Origin of the sequence: Echinicola shivajiensis, from assembly GCF_018642165.1 — a bacterium.
Classification (GTDB): Bacteria; Bacteroidota; Bacteroidia; order Cytophagales; family Cyclobacteriaceae; genus Echinicola; species Echinicola shivajiensis.
In genome coordinates this window covers 246,348-261,889 of sequence record NZ_JAHHZM010000002.1, presented here as the reverse complement: position 1 = coordinate 261,889, position 15,542 = coordinate 246,348, and the positions used below count along the sequence as shown (strand labels likewise).

11 protein-coding genes and 1 pseudogene are annotated in these 15,542 nt (G+C 35.8%); 9 read left to right on the top strand and 3 right to left on the bottom strand.

Annotated elements, in window-relative coordinates; genetic code table 11:
• Nucleotides 1-2 precede the first annotated feature (2 nt).
• From KMW37_RS05580 to KMW37_RS05540, 9 genes and pseudogenes are all read left to right on the top strand, one after another.
• Nucleotides 3-1,142, top strand: a complete 1,140-nt coding sequence (locus KMW37_RS05580) for a glycosyltransferase family 4 protein (RefSeq protein ID WP_246581354.1) — start codon at nucleotides 3-5, stop codon at nucleotides 1,140-1,142.
• Nucleotides 1,143-1,633: 491 nt separating this feature from the next.
• Nucleotides 1,634-3,145, top strand: a complete 1,512-nt coding sequence (locus KMW37_RS05575) for a glycosyltransferase (RefSeq protein ID WP_246581353.1) — start codon at nucleotides 1,634-1,636, stop codon at nucleotides 3,143-3,145.
• Between the two features lie 17 nt (nucleotides 3,146-3,162).
• Nucleotides 3,163-4,101 (top strand): glycosyltransferase, encoded by a 939-nt coding sequence (locus KMW37_RS05570; RefSeq protein ID WP_215223624.1) that lies wholly within the window; start codon nucleotides 3,163-3,165, stop codon nucleotides 4,099-4,101.
• Between the two features lie 134 nt (nucleotides 4,102-4,235).
• A complete protein-coding gene (locus KMW37_RS05565; protein WP_215223623.1) occupies nucleotides 4,236-5,258 on the top strand; it encodes a DUF354 domain-containing protein in 1,023 nt (340 codons plus the stop codon).
• Nucleotides 5,259-5,260: 2 nt separating this feature from the next.
• Nucleotides 5,261-6,568, top strand: coding sequence for a UDP-glucose dehydrogenase family protein (locus tag KMW37_RS05560; RefSeq protein ID WP_215223622.1), 1,308 nt, complete (start codon nucleotides 5,261-5,263; stop codon nucleotides 6,566-6,568).
• A 416-nt stretch (nucleotides 6,569-6,984) separates the two neighbouring features.
• Entirely contained in the window at nucleotides 6,985-7,704 is a 720-nt protein-coding gene (locus KMW37_RS05555) for a GNAT family N-acetyltransferase (RefSeq protein ID WP_215223621.1), read from the top strand.
• Between the two features lie 42 nt (nucleotides 7,705-7,746).
• Nucleotides 7,747-8,601, top strand: a pseudogene (locus KMW37_RS05550) (GNAT family N-acetyltransferase); the annotation flags it as partial.
• A 55-nt stretch (nucleotides 8,602-8,656) separates the two neighbouring features.
• Nucleotides 8,657-10,360, top strand: a complete 1,704-nt coding sequence (locus KMW37_RS05545) for a GNAT family N-acetyltransferase (RefSeq protein WP_215223620.1) — start codon at nucleotides 8,657-8,659, stop codon at nucleotides 10,358-10,360.
• A gap of 56 nt (nucleotides 10,361-10,416) precedes the next feature.
• A complete protein-coding gene (locus tag KMW37_RS05540; RefSeq protein ID WP_215223619.1) occupies nucleotides 10,417-11,391 on the top strand; it encodes a polysaccharide deacetylase family protein in 975 nt (324 codons plus the stop codon).
• 171 nt (nucleotides 11,392-11,562) lie between these two features.
• On the opposite strand, the gene KMW37_RS05535 is transcribed toward KMW37_RS05540, so the two are convergent.
• The 3 genes from KMW37_RS05535 to KMW37_RS05525 all read right to left on the bottom strand — a co-directional run bounded on the left by KMW37_RS05535 (nucleotide 11,563) and on the right by KMW37_RS05525 (nucleotide 15,491).
• Nucleotides 11,563-12,303 (bottom strand): polysaccharide lyase, encoded by a 741-nt coding sequence (locus tag KMW37_RS05535; protein ID WP_215223618.1) that lies wholly within the window; start codon nucleotides 12,301-12,303, stop codon nucleotides 11,563-11,565.
• A 421-nt stretch (nucleotides 12,304-12,724) separates the two neighbouring features.
• Nucleotides 12,725-14,398, bottom strand: a complete 1,674-nt coding sequence (locus tag KMW37_RS05530; RefSeq protein ID WP_215223617.1) for a polysaccharide lyase — start codon at nucleotides 14,396-14,398, stop codon at nucleotides 12,725-12,727.
• Between the two features lie 154 nt (nucleotides 14,399-14,552).
• Nucleotides 14,553-15,491 carry a polysaccharide lyase gene (locus KMW37_RS05525; protein ID WP_215223616.1) on the bottom strand — a complete coding sequence of 313 codons (939 nt, stop codon included), beginning with the start codon at nucleotides 15,489-15,491 and terminating at the stop codon, nucleotides 14,553-14,555.
• Nucleotides 15,492-15,542 lie beyond the last annotated feature (51 nt).

Below are 15,542 nucleotides of genomic sequence, written 5' to 3'. Positions count from 1 at the left end.
TTATGTCGGGAACATTAAATAATCAAGGTATGCGCTTTTTGTTCTTAGATTCAAAAATCATCAACATCATTTTGAAAAATGAAAAACCTTCCGGAGGTGCTGCAGTTCAGGCTTTTGGTTGGGCAAAAGGTTTAGAAGAGACTGGACATGAAGTCTTTATTATGACTGACCTGAATAAAGGCGGTGAATTGAAATTGGAGGCTAAAAACCTCAAATTGATCTCTACGTTTGACGAAAAAAAGGGTATTCGTTGGATAAGATGGATTTATTACCGATTTCCGGATTTATATAAAAAAATAAAAAAGATCAACCCTGATTATGTATACCAGAGTGTACCTGGGTGGACTAGCTTCCTGATGGGAATTATTTGTAGGCAATTAGGAATCAAATTTATCTCAAGAATTTCCAATGATTACTTTTTGGATGAAAGGTTTAATAAGATGCATTCACCTATTCATGGGTATTTTATGCATAAAGGATTGGGAATGACAGATGTGATACTTTGTCAAAACGATTTCCAATTAAACGCTATTAAAGAAAAACACCCTAAAGTCAAATCCTTTAAAATCTCTAATCCAATTCTTTTTCAAACTAACAAGGCTAAAGTAGCAAAGTTAGAAGGAAGAGAGTATATAGCGTGGCTTGGAATCTTTCAGGCTCAAAAAAACCTGAAGTTGCTTTATGAAATAGCCAACAAACTTGATAATTACCATTTCTGTATTGCTGGGAAAGAATCCTCCAAAGTCGATGATACCACCCTTTTATATTTAAAAAAATTAAGAACGATGCCCAATGTTACCTTCTTGGGCTTTATCGATAGAGGAGGTGTACTCCCTTTCCTAAAGGGAGCAAAATTCCTTTTGAACACTTCTCACTATGAAGGCTTTAGCAATACCTTTCTAGAGGCAATGACTGTAGGTACGCCCATACTTACAACAGAGAAAGTCAACCCAGACGAAATTATTAGTACCCATCAACTGGGTATAATTTATAAAGATGCCAACAAACTAAGTAACCAACTAGCAGAAATCACTCCTGAAAAATATAAACGGATGTCTGATAACGCCATTAACTATGTCACAGAAAACCATAACTATAAAGTTCTCGCCAACAAATTGACAGGATTGTTATCGCATTCATAAAGACTTAGGAAATATAAGTGAGGTATTTAAAAAAGTTTCTGGCACATTCAAAATGGGCAATAATTCATTTCCCTTTTACATTAATTTATAGAATTACGGTATGGCTAAAATTGCCCATTGAAATTCAGGCAAAGTGGCTACCGCCTCCATTAAGGCCTCCGATATATTGGACCTCCATAGACCAAATTAATATACAGGCAAGCCTAGAATACCCTCCTTATGGCAGATGGATCCATGTGGATGATTGGGATTTAAAAATTACTCACCCATTACCATCTATTCATAAAAAAGTCTCAAAACGTGAGAAGAAATGGGAAGTACACCAAACTGTTCGAAAATTATTTCTTTTCAAAAAAAAATATAAAAAAACCCCACAATACAGGGATATGATCTATCTCATAAAAAATGGAGAAATTGGTCTTGCCCAAAATTGCAAAAACGAGGAGGATGTAGCTCAATATTTTAAACGTCTAAAAAAAGCTTACAAATCGATGAAAAAAAGAGGTTACCTCACTCAAAAACAATTAGGCAACCCTGATCTCAACGAAATAAGAATCCATATCACAAGAAAGGGGAAATTATGCCTTGGAACTGGAGGAAACCACAGAATAAGAATGGCTGAGATTCTTAATATCAAAGACGTTCCCTTTTTACTTAAGGGAATCCACCAGAAGTGGATAGTCAAACTATCAAACGAATATTCTTTACCTCCCCACAAAGCTGTCACTAAATGGCTAAACCTTAGATTTTCTAAAGCTAAACCAAACATCTATAAAACTGACTACCATACCACTATGAAAAATTCTAACAACAACCGTATAATGTTTTACATCGGCAGTTTGCTGGCTGGTGGAAAAGAACGCCGATTATTGGAACTTCTCACTTTCTTGAAAAACAAAACCGATATTGAATTGATGTTGGTAATGACTATCAAGAAAATTCACTTTCCACAATTCCTTGAATTGGGAATTCCAGTTAAAATACTGAATCCTGAAGGAAATGGATTTCAGCCAAACATTCTTCCCAAGTTCTACCAGTTGTGTAAAGAGTTTAAACCTGATGTAATCCATACTTGGGGAGCCAAACAAACTTTATATACTTTACCAGCAGTAATTGGCTTGAAAATCCCATTGATCAATAGCCAAATTGCTTCAGCACCTCCAAAAGGTTCCATATCCTTTATGGATAACCTGATCAATAAAATCAATTTCCAATTTTCGAAACTGATCCTTTCCAATTCATACGCAGGAATAGATGCATATAATCCTCCAAAAAATAAATGCAAAGTCATTTACAATGGTGTTAGTTGCAGTAGATTCACCAACCTTCCTGATAGAGATACTGTCAGGGCAAAATACCAAGTATATACTCCCTATCTGGTGATAATGTCGGCTTCTTTTTCTGCCAACAAAAACCATAAGATATTTCTGGAAATTGCAAAAATAGTTACCTCCATACGAGAAGATATCACTTTTATTGGTGTTGGGGCACATGACTATTCTGTAAACCCGCTTTATTCAGAGATTCTTGAAGCGTCCATTGATTATCCTAGAATCATTTATCCAGGGAGAATAGAAGATGTTGAGGACCTTGTAAATGCCAGTGATATTGGAATGTTGTTTTCTAATACCTCAGTGCACGGAGAAGGAATTTCAAATTCCGTGCTGGAATATATGGCCCTGTCCAAACCGGTGATCGCAAATGATGCTGGAGGAACCAAAGAATTGGTTTTCAATAATAAGAATGGATATCTCATTACTAATCAATCCGCAGAAGAAATTTCAAAAATGGTAATCGAGCTTATTGACAATAAAGAAAAGAGTAAAAGGTTTGGTGATTTTGGAAGAAAAGTCATCGAGAAAAACTTTTCCATTGATAAAATGGGCAAAGGTTTTATAAAGATTTATGAAGAATGTATTGGCAGTAAAATCGCCCTTTCAAAAAAGGACAATACCAGCAGGACAGTTTTCAATAAATCTGAATACATCCAAAGTAATAGTTAGAATCGTCTCTTAAAACTATGAAAATCCTATATGTAAGTAGATCAAAAACCAATAACCCCCACCCTTTTATACAGGAACAGGCCAATATTCTCTCCAAGCACTATGGTCATCAAATAGAACATTATTTAATCAATAAGGGCGGACTTTTAGGATATATCAAATCCAGCTTTTCCATTTATAGAAGTGTAAAAAACCATTCAGTAGAAATTATCCATGTTCATTATGGTTTGTCTGCCATAGCTGTGGTAATTGCTAGATTACTGGCCTTGGGAAAAGTAAAGGTGATTATCACTTTTCATGGGAGTGACATCAATAAGGGTAGTGAGAGAATTTTCTCCTTGTTTGCCGCCAATTATTCGGCGCATAACATCCTTGTTTCCCATAAGATGTCTAAGTTTTTCCATAAGAATTATTCCATAATTCCTTGCGGCATTGACACACAAATAGAACTGAACTTCAGAAAAATGACCCGGCAGGAAAAAGGCTGGGGAGATGATGATTTTATCATTCTGTTTTCCTCAAGTTTTGACCGAAAGGAAAAGGATCCGGAATTTGCGTTTAAGGTAATCAACCATTTTACAGAGAAGTGCCCTCATAAAGTTATTTTCATAGAACTTAAAGGCTATCATAGAGAACAAATCACACAGCTAATGCAAGCTGCTGATGTCATGTTATTATGTAGCCATATGGAAGGCAGTCCTCAAGTGATCAAAGAATCCATTTTAAATTCATTGCCAGTAATTACCAATGATGTAGGTGACATTAGATTTATCTGTGAGAAGGTAGACAACTGTTTTATTGTACCCAAAACCGTAGATGATTACGTGTATTATCTCAAATACCTATCAGAGAGAAAACTACGCATAAGGAATAGAAACCCCATTTTGGAAAAATTTGACAATCAACAGATTGCCCAAAAAATAAATAAAATTTACTACGAGGTCAATAAGGGCTGATCTTTCAATTTCAGAAATTTTAATTTCTGTCCCATCAACTAAATCAATACCAGACCGAATTACATTTTTATAGCCAATTATTTCCAAAAAGGAATTTAAAGTTGGCACCTCCAAAACTACTAATACAAACTACCATGAAGTTGTTGATTGACATAAAGCATCCTGCCCAACTCAACTTATTTAAGGCCCTTGCCAAAGAGTTGAAGGAGGAAGGAATGGAAGTAACCATTTGTTATTTGAAGAGGGGAAAACTTCCCAAAATAATCCAGGCCGAATACCCAGATTTTACACCTATTCCAGTAGGAAGCAGCAAAGGAACAAGATGGTCCATAATATGGAATGGAAATCTTAAAAGGACTGCATCCTTTCTTTCCTTAATTAACAAAAACAACTATTCAATTTGTATTGCCGCTAGTAGTATTCCACTGGCCATGGCCTGTAAACTTACCTCCACCCCTATCATTCAATTTTATGACGATCCCGAAAGAGGTCAAGTCAATAAGATCAATGAAATTCTTTCCAATCAATTATTCTTCCCTCCTATTGTAGAGGCTAATGGAAAGGTTTCCACCTTCAATTGCCTTAAGGAATGGAGTTATTTAAGCCCAAAAAGGTTTACACCAGACCCAAGTATACCTAAAAAACAAAGCCTAAAACCCCATGAATATGTATTTATTAGAGAGGTAAGTAATAAGTCCTTCAACTATTATGGACAACAGGCAGATATAATACAAAGCTTTTCAAAAGATATATTGCCCAACGCTAAAGTTATACTTTCCCTTGAAGACAAAAGTAAGATAGACTTATACCCCAAAGACTGGGAAATTCTACAAGAACCGGTAGAAGACATACACTCACTGATCTACTATTCCAAATTGGTGATTTCCTCTGGAGACAGTATGGCAAGGGAAGGTGCCATGCTCGGAGTTCCCAGTGTCTATTGCGGAATCAGAACCATGAGGGCAAATCAAATACTAATGGATATGGGGCTTTTACAGCATTTGCCTGGAGAAACAGCCTTAGGTTATCTTAATAAGACATTATCCAGCCCATTTGATCAGGAAAAACAGTTAAAGGTAAGAGAAGAGCTTTTGCATGGCTGGTGCGATATGGTAGATTTTATGAAAGAAAAAATACAACACTATAAAAGAGATTAATTATGAATATTTCAATTTTTGGATTAGGCTATGTAGGATGTGTTAGTCTAGGCTGTCTTGCTCAAAATGGACATCAAATTACAGGTGTAGATGTTAATAAATTCAAAGTGGGTTTAATTAACAAAGGGCAAGCAACTATTTTGGAAAAAGACATTGATCATATTATTCATAAGGCCCATAAGGACGGAAAAATCAATGCGACCACCTGCGTTGATGAGGCTATAAACAATACTGATATAAGCATAATTTGTGTAGGAACTCCCTCTTCCCCCCAAGGTCACCTTGACCTGTCCTATATTTACAGAACTGCTGAGGGAATTGGGGAGGCATTAAAAGAGAAGGACAGCTTTCATATTGTAGTCATAAGGAGTACCGTTCTGCCCGGCACTAATCATAAGGTTGGTGAAATAATTGCTGAATATTCCCAAAAAAACCGGGGCAAGGATTTCACAGTCATTTCCAATCCTGAATTTCTTAGAGAAGGTTCTGCTGTCAAGGATTATTACCATCCAGCTGTCACAGTTATAGGCGGTGACCATGAAGAAGCTATGGCCACTGTTGCCTCTCTTTACGAGCAGCTTGAGGCGCCAGTAGAAATAACAGATATCAAAATAGCAGAGCTTATCAAATATGTCAATAACTCCTTTCATGCCTTGAAAATCACCTTTGCAAATGAGGTGGGCAATATCTGTAAGGCTCTGGAGATCGATTCCCATAAAGTCATGTCACTTTTCTGTATGGATAAGCATTTGAATATATCCAACACTTATTTTAAACCTGGATATGCATATGGAGGCTCCTGTTTACCAAAGGATTTAAAAGGTCTCGTAACCCTTGGCCATGATAATTATCTTACGACACCTGTTTTAAGTAGTATCTCACCATCTAATGAAAATCAGAAAAAAAGAGCATATACTATTGTTGAAAATGCTGGAAAAAAGAAAATCTGCATGATTGGACTAAGTTTTAAAGAAGGCACTGACGATTTGAGATATAGTCCTTCCGTAGACCTTTCAGAAACACTGATTGGTAAAGGCTATCACCTCAGTATTTATGATGAAAATGTACAACTTTCAAAATTAATAGGTGCCAATGAAGCCTATATCAATGAAAGGCTACCCCATTTATCAGAACTCCTCTCCACGGATTTAGGTCAAGCGATTGATGAAGCAGATGTGGTCATTGTAAATCACAAAAATTTTGACCCGCAACCTTACCTATCCTCACTGGAAAATAAAACGAAGGTAATTGACCTAGTAAGAGTGGATCAACTAAAGGATTTGCCCAACTATGAAGGCCTTTGCTGGTAATTTTATAGGCAAAATTGAAATAACAAAAATTAAAAATCTTATAACCCTCTAAAAAATCGTCAGTTTATATTGAAGATCAACCAACTAACCATTTAACCTGAATATTCAATAATTTAAATAGGTTCAAATACATAAGTGAGCTTATCCTGTTCCCAATAGGCGCTTAACTCAAAACCTCAGGAATTTACTTCTTTTATCTTTCAAATAAATATTCCTTCCAAGAAGCCTGAGGAAACTGCAAAAGTATTTTGGTAGAAAAACTAAAAATCATTTTCAACTAAGTGATACCTAATTTACCTAAAACTGAATTGGACCAAATTGTATTGGTGACAAAAGAGTTGGTCAATACTTTGGAATACGCCTTATCCCTAAGGTCTTATTGATTCAAATCATGAGTTATTTAAATTCTAATTTTTATGTATCAACCATCCATTTTCATGGAGAGAATGGATTCAAAAAATAAAATCCTTTCCCTCAACCTTTATCGTGGAAAGGAAGCTTTTGAACTTCTCTCAAACTGTAATTTTCAAAATGCATGGGACAATCTGTATAAAGTTTGCCCATGGTCAACCGTCTTTCAACGTCGTGAATTTATCACTTCCTGGTATAATACCTACCAAGAAGATTTTCAGCCCCTGATCATAATGGAGAAACAATCCGATGAAATTACCGGAATGGTTCACCTCGCCATCCCAATCAAGGATGCCAAAAAAAATAGAAATATTCAAATTATCGGGGCAGGTAAATTTGATGCAGAATATCAGGTCTGGTTAACAGAACCTGACAATAAAGAATTTATCAAAGAAGCCCTAAAGCTACTTTTGAAGGAATACCCCAAATGTAAGGTCATATTCAGGTATATTCCTCCCACCGTCCCCCTAAACTGGCTTGAATCTAATAGTTGGAAGAACAGAATAACCATTCAGGGTTCTAAAAGACCTTTAATTGGTCCCAACCATCCAGAATTCCCTAATTTATTGAGAAAAAGACACCTAAAAGCCAAGTATAATAGAATTAACAGAGCTGGTGAATTAAAGCTGGAAGACATAACAGACTCCAAACAATTCTCAGATCTATTGGATTTTCTGGCCATACAGTATGACTTCCGGCAAGGCGCCTTGTTTAACAAAAACTAATTTCGGGAAGACCATCAAAAATCAGAATTTCTCAAGGAACTATTTGACCATGGGCTTCTTCATGTAAGTACCTTAAACCTGAACAAGAAAATTACGGCTGCTATTATTTCCATGAAAGATAAAAGCTGGATCCACCTAGCGGGTTTAATCACACATTCTCCATTTTATTCCAAATTTTCCCCAGGTCTGGTGCAATTATATATGCTTGCTAAAAAATATTCCTTCGACAATATAGAAGCATTTGACCTAACACCTGGAAATGATCCATACAAGGATCGGCTCGCAACCCATTATGATACAACCTATGAATTAGTGGTCACTGATAATAAGCTGTTCAAGTTAAAAAGAGCTTCTAGGAAAAACTTATACGATTGGCTCTATAAAAAAGGAATAATACCTCAAAAAGTTAAACTTCAGGTTGAAAAGAATATCTATTTGTTCAAAAACAAATATAAATACTTTCTTATTCCTTCAAAAAATGGATCAAAAACCAAAGTTTCCTCGGAAGAAAACCGATTAAATAGTAATACTATTAACGGTCACTTTTCATTTAATGTAAATCATCTGGAGGACCTTCTAAATTACAAGCAGACTAATACAACCCTTACTAGGTGGGAGTTTTTGGAGGATGCTCTAAACAGGTATGATAATGGGCAGGTTTCCTATTCTATTTCACAGGATAATAGATTGTTATTCATCGCCTGGGTAAACATCCTACAGCCGGAAACCAAAAACGAAGGGAACAAGGGACAGACAACTGGGCCATCAAAAGCAGTAATAGACCATTATATCCTAAACAAACCGGATATACAAGATCAGCTTTTTACCATATTAGAGCAGTTCATTAAATCTAATGAAGCGGTAGATGAGGTAGTGATGCCAAATAATCTAGAATGACATGATTCCATTTTTCTAATCCTTAATAAATTCTTTCAAATTTAATTATTATAATATGATTGAAGAAAAGGTACAAATAAGCCAAACACCACACACAATATCCAACAGTGTACCCAAAATAGCACTACTATCAGGTGAAGATGCATTAAACTGGCTTTCCAATACAGAAATCAAAAAGCAATGGAACCAGCTGGTAAAGGATTGTCCATGGGCCACTGCCTTTCAAACATTTGAGTTTGTAAATACTTGGTATCAATTATATAAAGATGATTATCTACCTATACTGATTTTGGAAAGTCGGGAAAACTTACTTGATGGATTTTTCACCCTGGCTTTGGATAAAGAAAATACTATTATAGGTGCAGGGGCAGACCAAGCTGAATACCAAGTATGGGTTTATCATTCATCGGACTGTAAAGACTTTTTAGACCAATCCTTGAAATTACTTTGGAATACCATCTCACCTTCAAGGCTTTGGCTAAAATATTTACCAGAAGGAAGTCCAATAGAAGATTTCTCCACTAATTCTTATTGGTTGAAAAGAAGTCATATCAAAGTCCATAAACATCCAATTCTTTGTACAAAAAGTGAAAAGCCCTATATAGAAATCAAGAAAAAAAATAAGAGGGAAAAGATCAATCGATTAAAACGTCAGGGTGAGCTGAATTTTGAAAACATTAGTAATCATGAGGTTTTTACTAATATCATTGATGAATTGATCGTACAAAGTGATTTTAGAAAAGGGGCTGTTTATAACCGCTTACTTTTTCAGGAAGATCCAAATAGAAAGGCCTTTATCCTGGAACTTTTCAATCAGGGACTTTTACATGTTTCCTTATTTAAATTGGATCAGGAAATCATCGCCTCCAATGTAGGAGTAAAGGGAAAGGGCTGGGTACACCTACAGGGAATAAATACCCACTCACCATTTTACGCTAAACATTCGCCAGGAATAATCCATTTTTTGATGCTGGCCCAAAATTTAAAAGAGGAAATGTTCGAGGTATTTGATCTGACTCCTGGAGCTGACCCATATAAAAGTGGTTTGGCCAGTGAATTTAAAAAAGCCTATGAATTATCCATTCAAAGCCCTTCTAAAGTTCAATTAAATGAATTAAAAAACAAGGCCTATAATCAAGCAAAAAGCCTATTGAACAAACTGGGTATTGATGAGACAAAACAAAGAAAAAACAAAGCTCAATTTAGATTCCTAAAGAATAAATGGGTGCACTTACTAATGCAAAATCCAATAAACCATATTAAAAGAACCTACGAAAGCTTAATTTATTCAACTGAATACCAAACATTCGTAATTAAAAATAAAAACGACCCAGATGAAATAATCGAGATTAGAAAAAATTGCCTAAATGATTTACTCATGTATGATTCCACACATGAACCATTGCCTAAGCAAGCTTTCTTGATGGATTGTATGAAAAAATTGGAAGAAGGCCAAGAATCTTGGACCTTCGTTCATAATCATAAACTCTCTGTACTAGCTTGGTTTACCAATAACCTAAAATCAAGCAAAATTCCACCAGCAAAGATTAACCAGTCTAAACTCAATGGTATCTTACAAGATTTTTACTTTGAAAACGGCTCAAAAAAGAACGTTCACTTGTTTATAAAAAAGCTCATTTCACTGAAACATATTAGTGGCAAAGACTTGTTGATTCACACCAACCATAAATACCTACAGCAAATTGTTTTGAATTTCACGGTTCCTAATTCTCCTATTCAAAAAGATCGAAAGGAATGATTTTTAGGAAAAATGCACTTTTATAGAACAAACAAATAGCCCAAATAAAACGCTTTATGAAACCTAATTTGAACAATATTTTTAAATGGTCCATTGCAAATGGACTTATGGCAACCGGTATTGTAAAAAATGCTATTCAAAAATCCATGCAAGGAGAACATATCCTCACTATTTACTTCCATGATCCCAGTAAAAAGGAATTTGAGGATGCTATAAAATGGCTTCTAAAACATAATTTCCAATTTATTTCTCCTGAGGACCTTCTATTGATTGTCCAAAATAAAAAGCCATTTCCCAAGGGAGCAATTATGATCACTGTAGATGATGGCTGGAAGAACAACGAAGTCAATATTGTAGAAGTGGCTAATAAATACCGTATCCCTGTCTGTATCTTTGTTGCAACTGAAGCTGTGGAAAATGGCAAATACTGGTGGCCAAAGGCGATCCGTGCCAATCGGCTTAACCCTAAAATTATCCCAGATGTAAAAGATTTGAAAAAGATTCCAAATTCGGAAAGGCTAGATCTTATTAATCAAATCCAGGAACCAGATATTTACGGTAGAGAGGCAATGGATATTGATCAGATTAAAAGAATTTCCCAATCACCATATATCCATATTGGGGCTCATACCCATAGCCACCCTATCTTGCCAAATTGTTCATATGAACAATCATTTGAAGAGTTAAAATTATCCAAGGAAAAACTGGAAAGCTGGACGGGAAAACCCATAACCACATTTGCCTATCCTAACGGAGATTTTACCACTAGGGAAATATATTTTCTTTCACAACTAAATTACAAATTGGCTTTCACCTGCGAACCCTCTTTCATCAAAAAGCAACATTTATTGAGTCCCCTTAAAATACCTCGATTCGCTTTTTTGGAGGGCGCAACCATGGCTGAAAATATTTGTAGAATGGTAGGAATTTGGCAACCTATGAGGGACAAAGTCAGGTACAGTTTATTCCACAAAAAGGCCGACTATTCAGAATATAAATTTGAAAATGAATCAAAAAATGTAAACACTTGAAACAAAAAAAGATAACCAAGATTGGTTCAAGCAGCCCAATCTCTACGATATTATAGGTATAAAAGCAGCAACCAGATAAATGTAGGATGCTTGATTATGAAATCAAGCATCCTTTTTTATTTAATATTCATTCAGGAACGTTAACTCCATAGTACATCAAACCATTTCAATTTATTCAACCATTTCCTGAAGGGTACAGTTTTCATTTCCAATCCTGATATTATCATAAAAAAGGACTCTATTTGAAGTATCAGTGTTTTTTGTCCCATTCCATTTCCATTTGTATATCCCAACTTTCCATCTCGGACTGCCATATCCCGTTTTCATATTTCTCCCATCCAATTGAAGTACTAGTTCCCTATTCATCCAAACTGAAACCCTCCCCTCATCATTGGGCGCATGAACTATATGAAAGGTAAAGTGAACCCATTTGTTTTTGGGAACATCTGCTATCAAATGGTCTTTATGCCTATTATCTTTTCCGATGGACTCGAAAATTAATTTATCATTCTCAATTTGAAGTGAGTTAGGGGGACTTCCTGCCCCTCCTTGATGCCATTGGCTAATAATCTCCCTAAAACTATCTTTTTCAAAAGTTGCCTCAGGGAAATAGACTGCAAATGAATACCAACGGTCAAGATTTGACTGCTCAGGAAAAAGCACCTCGGCACGAGTTCCGTTAGCTACCATTCTATCGGTACTTCTAAGTTCAATCCTTCCAGAAAAATTCCCCTTATAAACAGGATCCGTTGACAAGGAAAATGAATAATCAGCAGCGAACTGTTGGTGTATATTGCGCAAAGGTGAATTTCCTTCAAAAGTTTCCTCATAAATTAAAGGGGGCAATACACCATAAAAATTATTCCCATTCCCCACAGATCTACCTAGCTGATTCTGGGAGTCAGTCTCCATACAGGAGCAAATCAATAAAATAATAAATAACCTAATCACTTTAGTCTTAAATATAATCCTACTACAATATAACGATTTTCAATCAAACTACTGATAAACAAACACATAGACAAAAATCCTCTGCAAACAAAAAACAGTCTATCTTCTTCCAAAAAGGAATAAATAAACTGCCTAAAACAAATTATACTCGATTTAGGATAGACACCTAAAATTTATTTTGATTCTATATATTGAATCTTGAGTAGCTATTTAATCAATTTGTTTGTTTATTGACCTAACCTAGCCTCTCAATTCTGATTTAGCGATTTTAGGGTTAAATTATTATAGATTCTTTAGTTCCCTATTTTTTTAAACTCAAAAAAAGGTGACAAATCAAATATATTGATCCATCACCTCTTTAAATTTTGAAAGAATTAAATCTCTAGCTAATTTCTGTTGTATTGCCTTCTACAACAGAGAATTGAAATACTTTAGGAGTACCAGCCACTTTGCTTCCATTTACTTCTAAATATGGAGTAACTGTCAATTCATAACTTCCAGGGTACAAACCATCTCCATACCAGAAATCGCCATTGCCATTATCACCATTCATACTAAATGGAGCAGCAGCATCTACATTAGTTCTGCTATCTGCACCGCTCAATTCAAACTTCACTTCTGAAGGGCTTTCTGAACCAAAGTTCGGAACAATCGACAATCTGTGATCCTTAGCAGTGATAGTTGCTCCTGAGCTGAAATCACCAATAACCTTGTCATTGCTTGTATTGATTAGGCTAAGGCTACTAATATTAACCTCTGGAGTACTTGGCAAAACTGGATTCTCAATTACGGTTCCTGCATCTAATATTGCATTCTCACTTCCATCAGTGATGGTAAAGCCGTATGTAAGTGAAGCGCCAGCTACTTTAACACCATTTTGGTTATAATAAGGAGTTACCTTCAATTGATAATCACCAGCATAAATACCTTCACCGTACCAGTAATTGCCATTACCATCATCACCATTCAAGCTAAATGGGGCAGTATTGTCTGAAGAAGTTCTGCTAGCTGCTCCACTCAATTCAAACTTCACTTCTGAGGGGCTATCTGCGCCAAAGTTGGGAACAATTGATAACCTGTGGTCTTTTGCAGAAATAATTGCTCCGTTATGGAAGGTTCCTACAGCCTCATCCGTAGAAGTGTTGATCAATACCAAACCATTTCCTGATCCATCACCTGGTAAAATCTCACTTCCAATTTCTTCCTCCGGGTCAGTGATAGGATTTGAAGATCCTCCCATTGAAGTCATTTCATCGAAGGAAGCATCTTTATTACCTAATCTTACGTTGTCAAAGAAAAGTACTCTTCTCTTAGAATCTGTAGTCTCAGAACCATTCCAGTCATCTTTGTAAATTCCTAGCTTCCATCTTGGCAAATCATATCTGCTGTCCATATTTCCACCTTTCAAGTCAATGACTTTATTGCCATCCAACCAAATTTGTACATGTCCATCAGATCCAGATGAATGGACAACGTGGAATACCACATCAATCCAACGATCTTTACTTACTGGCCCAAGGTCATATTTTTTCCTAGTACTTGACTGGTCACCATGTTCCAATTCAAAACGGTCATTGGTTACCCTAAATGTCAATGTTGGACTTCCAGTACCAGAACCTTGATGCCACTGACTAATGATATCATAAATTCTATCGATTTTGTAATCAGCTGAAGGAAGATAAAGTGTATATGAATACCATCTTTCTTTTTCTGACATTCTTGGAAACAATGCCTCAGCTCTTGTTCCGCTTGATGCCTCATCATCAGTGTCGTTCAGCTCGAATCGACCTGAGTAAGTTCCCTCAAAGGCAGGGTTTTTAGCTACGCCAAACCCATATGATTCAGCATATTGCATGGTGGCAAAAGAAAAAGGATTGCTTCCTTCAAATGTCTCCTGATATACAATGTTTGGAGAAGTGGAAAGACCGGTGGCACTGTGAATTTCCGTACTTTCAAGGTTGGTTTCTTCCATATCCATCATATTACATGAAGTAATGGAAGTCCCTATTAGTGATAGGGCAATTAAGCTTTTCAAATGATTCTTGGTGATTTTCATTTAATTTTTAACTTTTCGTGTTTTAGTTTGCTTTAATAAATTATTTATGGTTTTTCTCTTCAGAATTTATTCTCCTCATAATTCTAGGGCCAAGGTCTCCCCTGATTCAACTGATGGAGTTGAATTAATTTTAGATTTACAGCTATGGGATTTGTTATATGATTTGTTCCAATTCCGTTTCCGATCTAAAAGGATCTGGAAAAGTTGGGGACTTTGCATTTCCATCGCCCCCTTTCTCCTCTGGATTTGGATCAAGGCTACCAGCATGACCTTTTTGTAGGGTCATCTCTTCAAAGCTGGCATTTTGATTGCCCAATCTTACATTGTCAAAAAACAATACTCTCCTATCTGTATTTGTCGTTTTGTTTCCGTTCCAAGCTTTTTTATAAATGCCGATCTTCCATTTAGGCAGTTCATATTTTTTGTCCATATTACCACCTTCAATATTGAGTACTTTCTCTCCATTCAACCACAACTCTATAAGACCATCATTGTCTGAAGAGTGAATAATATGAAACACAAATTCATTCCATGCATCTTTCTGCACTTTGGCAATATCATACTCTTTTGACTCCTCTATTGTCAGCCCACTTTTCATAAAAAACCGATCATTTTTTATCTTTAGCATAATTGTTGAGTAACCTGTTCCATTGCCTTGATCCCATTGGCTAATGATATCATAATTACTATCTCCCCTGTAGTCTTTGGATGGAATATATACACTACAAGAATACCAGTTATCCTTCTGGGCCAAAGCAGGAAACATTATCTCTGCCCTTGTCCCATTGGCAACCATAGGATCATAATCGTTTAATTCAAAACGACCAGAATTCTCACCTTCAAAAACCGGATATGTAGCAACAGCAAATGAATAATCTTCAGCCAATTCTTTTTGAGCAAATGAAAAAGCATTGCTGTCTTCAAATGATTCTTGGAAAAGTATATTTGATGAAGATGTAAAGCCTTTAAGAGACTGGACCTCCCCCTCTTCAATGTTATCATTTTCCAAATCAGTCATATTGCAGGACATAAGCTCAGAACCAATTAGGAAAAATATAAGTGAACATATTAAAGAGTTACTAGTGATTTTCATTCGTGTTTTTTAGTTTAAATATTGATTTATTTAAGGTTGGGTACTATAATA

Bases quoted from the DNA above. Each gene is read 5' to 3' on its own strand.
- KMW37_RS05580 (WP_246581354.1), top strand. From the start codon at position 3: ATGTCGGGAACATTAAATAATCAAGGTATGCGCTTTTTGTTCTTAGAT.
- KMW37_RS05575 (WP_246581353.1), top strand. From the start codon at position 1,634: ATGAAAAAAAGAGGTTACCTCACTCAAAAACAATTAGGCAACCCTGAT.
- KMW37_RS05570 (WP_215223624.1), top strand. From the start codon at position 3,163: ATGAAAATCCTATATGTAAGTAGATCAAAAACCAATAACCCCCACCCT.
- KMW37_RS05565 (WP_215223623.1), top strand. From the start codon at position 4,236: ATGAAGTTGTTGATTGACATAAAGCATCCTGCCCAACTCAACTTATTT.
- KMW37_RS05560 (WP_215223622.1), top strand. From the start codon at position 5,261: ATGAATATTTCAATTTTTGGATTAGGCTATGTAGGATGTGTTAGTCTA.
- KMW37_RS05555 (WP_215223621.1), top strand. From the start codon at position 6,985: ATGTATCAACCATCCATTTTCATGGAGAGAATGGATTCAAAAAATAAA.
- KMW37_RS05545 (WP_215223620.1), top strand. From the start codon at position 8,657: ATGATTGAAGAAAAGGTACAAATAAGCCAAACACCACACACAATATCC.
- KMW37_RS05540 (WP_215223619.1), top strand. From the start codon at position 10,417: ATGAAACCTAATTTGAACAATATTTTTAAATGGTCCATTGCAAATGGA.
- KMW37_RS05535 (WP_215223618.1), bottom strand. From the start codon at position 12,303: ATGGAGACTGACTCCCAGAATCAGCTAGGTAGATCTGTGGGGAATGGG.
- KMW37_RS05530 (WP_215223617.1), bottom strand. From the start codon at position 14,398: ATGAAAATCACCAAGAATCATTTGAAAAGCTTAATTGCCCTATCACTA.
- KMW37_RS05525 (WP_215223616.1), bottom strand. From the start codon at position 15,491: ATGAAAATCACTAGTAACTCTTTAATATGTTCACTTATATTTTTCCTA.